We start from the raw sequence: 1963 nt of genomic DNA on the forward strand, positions 1-1963 counted from the left end.
TCTTCGATCCGCCGGCCGCCGCGCCCATTGAAGCGCCGCCGATCACGCCGCGACCCATCGCCGAACAGGCCGTCTACGAGCATCAGAACGCCCAACTCGACGGCCCAATCGTCGACCACGCGCAATCGGTGAGTCAGCAAATCGAGGAGGGAACGACCGGTCCGGCATCGGTGGCAGGCTTGGGCGCGTCACGTTTCGGTCCGCTAAGTCTCGATTTCGACTACAACTTGCCGGCGAGCCAGACCGATCCGATACCCGCGTTCACGCCCGAACAGATCGCGATGATCGCGCGCAACAAGCTTGATCTCGCGGTGGAATACATCGAGCTCGGCGATTTATCGGGTGCGCGCACGCTATTGCAAGAAGTGATCGAGTCCAACGATCACGCCACGCGTCAGCCCGCCGCGACGCTGTTATCTACCCTGGCGCCGCTGTCCTGACATGTCGTTGAAGCGCATAGCACTCGGCATCCAGTACGACGGTTCGGCATTCAGTGGCTGGCAGACGCAATCGGACGTAGTAACGGTGCAGGACGTCCTTGAACGTGCTCTGGGCAAATTCACCCAGACGCGCGTGCAAACCGTCGTAGCTGGTCGAACGGATACGGGCGTGCACGCGCTCGGGCAAGTCGTGCACTTCGAAACCGAACTCGATCGCACCGATTTCGCCTGGGTACGCGGCACGAACGCATTCCTGCCGAAGAGCGTCGCAGTGCAGTGGGCGCGCCCAATGCCCGATGATTTCCACGCACGCTTCGCAGCGTTCGAGCGCACCTATTACTACGCGTTGTACGTACACCCCGTGCGCTCACCGATGACAACCGGCACCGCCGGCTGGTGCTACGCGCCACTCGATGCCAACGCGATGCGCGCCGCCGCCGCCTGTCTCATCGGCAAGCACGATTTCACCGCATTCCGGTCGTCGGAGTGCCAGGCAAAAACGCCGGTCAAATATCTGCATCAGATCGACATCGTGGAGCAGGGCGACTTTATTCACTTCCGCTTTCGTGCGAACGCTTTTTTGCACCACATGGTTCGCAACCTGATGGGATGCTTTGTCGCAATTGGGCGCGGCAAGCATCCGGCCTCATGGATGGGCGAATTGCTCGAAGCGCGCGACCGCAAGCATGCGGCGCCCACTTTCATGCCCGATGGCCTCTATCTCGCCGAGGTCGGCTATCCTGAGCAATTCGCGGTGCCGGCCCCGCGACTGGGAAGTTACCCGTGGAGTGCGGTCTGGCGAAGGAACGAAGATGGAAAGTAAGGATTTGCATCGGACGAGAATCAAGTTGTGCGGGTTGTCGACGGCCGCCAGCGTCGATCACGCGGTCGCGCTCGGCGCCGATGCCGTCGGCTTCGTGTTCTATCCGAAAAGCCCGCGCGCGGTGACGGTGGCGCAAGTGGTGGAATTGGCGAAGCACGTGCCGCCGCTCGTCTCGGCAGTGGGATTGTTCGTCAACGCGGCGCCGGAGTGGATTCGCGAGGTGACATCGAACGTGCGCCTTTCGTTGCTTCAGTTTCACGGCGACGAAACCCCCGAACAGTGCGCGGCCTTAGCCGGGATTGCGGGTTTGCCCTGGTGGCGGGCCGTGCGCGTAGGCCCTGATGCGAGCGCAAGCGATTTGGTAGAATCGTCCCTTCAATATTCGGCAGCCAGCGGTTTGCTACTCGACACGCTTGTCGAGGGCTACGGTGGCGGTGGAAAGGTATTCAATTGGTCACTTATCCCAACAGATCTCGGGCATCGGGCCGTTTTGAGTGGTGGGTTGAACGCGCAAAACGTCCGTGAAGCCATCCGCCAAGTGCGTCCGTACGCAGTCGATGTCTCTAGCGGCATCGAAGTCGACGGCGCAAAGGGCGTGAAAGATCACGCCCGAATGGCGGCATTCGTGCGCGCGGTGCGCGAAGCGGATGCCGGATGATTTGACCGTGTCGAGGCGCTACGCCTCCACGTACCGAGAGAG

At 61.6% G+C, this 1963-nt stretch carries 3 protein-coding genes; all 3 read left to right on the top strand.

Features of this window, described 5'->3' with window-relative positions; all coding sequences use genetic code 11:
* A partial coding sequence (locus WCA53_RS11735) for a FimV/HubP family polar landmark protein (protein WP_423909641.1) occupies positions 1-440 on the top strand: 440 nt, incomplete at its 5' end.
* A gap of 1 nt (position 441) precedes the next feature.
* Positions 442-1263 (top strand): tRNA pseudouridine(38-40) synthase TruA, encoded by an 822-nt coding sequence (gene truA / locus WCA53_RS11740; RefSeq protein WP_423909644.1) that lies wholly within the window; start codon positions 442-444, stop codon positions 1261-1263.
* The gene (locus WCA53_RS11745; protein ID WP_423909647.1) at positions 1253-1921 is read left to right on the top strand and encodes a phosphoribosylanthranilate isomerase; all 669 of its coding nucleotides are present in this window, start codon (positions 1253-1255) and stop codon (positions 1919-1921) included. The genes truA and WCA53_RS11745 overlap by 11 nt, the downstream gene beginning before the upstream one ends.
* Positions 1922-1963 lie beyond the last annotated feature (42 nt).

Origin of the sequence: Caballeronia sp., assembly GCF_049581465.1 — a bacterium.
In the GTDB taxonomy this organism is placed as follows: domain Bacteria; phylum Pseudomonadota; class Gammaproteobacteria; order Burkholderiales; family Burkholderiaceae; genus Caballeronia.

Bases quoted from the DNA above. Each gene is read 5' to 3' on its own strand.
- WCA53_RS11745 (WP_423909647.1), top strand. From the start codon at position 1,253: ATGGAAAGTAAGGATTTGCATCGGACGAGAATCAAGTTGTGCGGGTTG.
- truA (WP_423909644.1), top strand. From the start codon at position 442: ATGTCGTTGAAGCGCATAGCACTCGGCATCCAGTACGACGGTTCGGCA.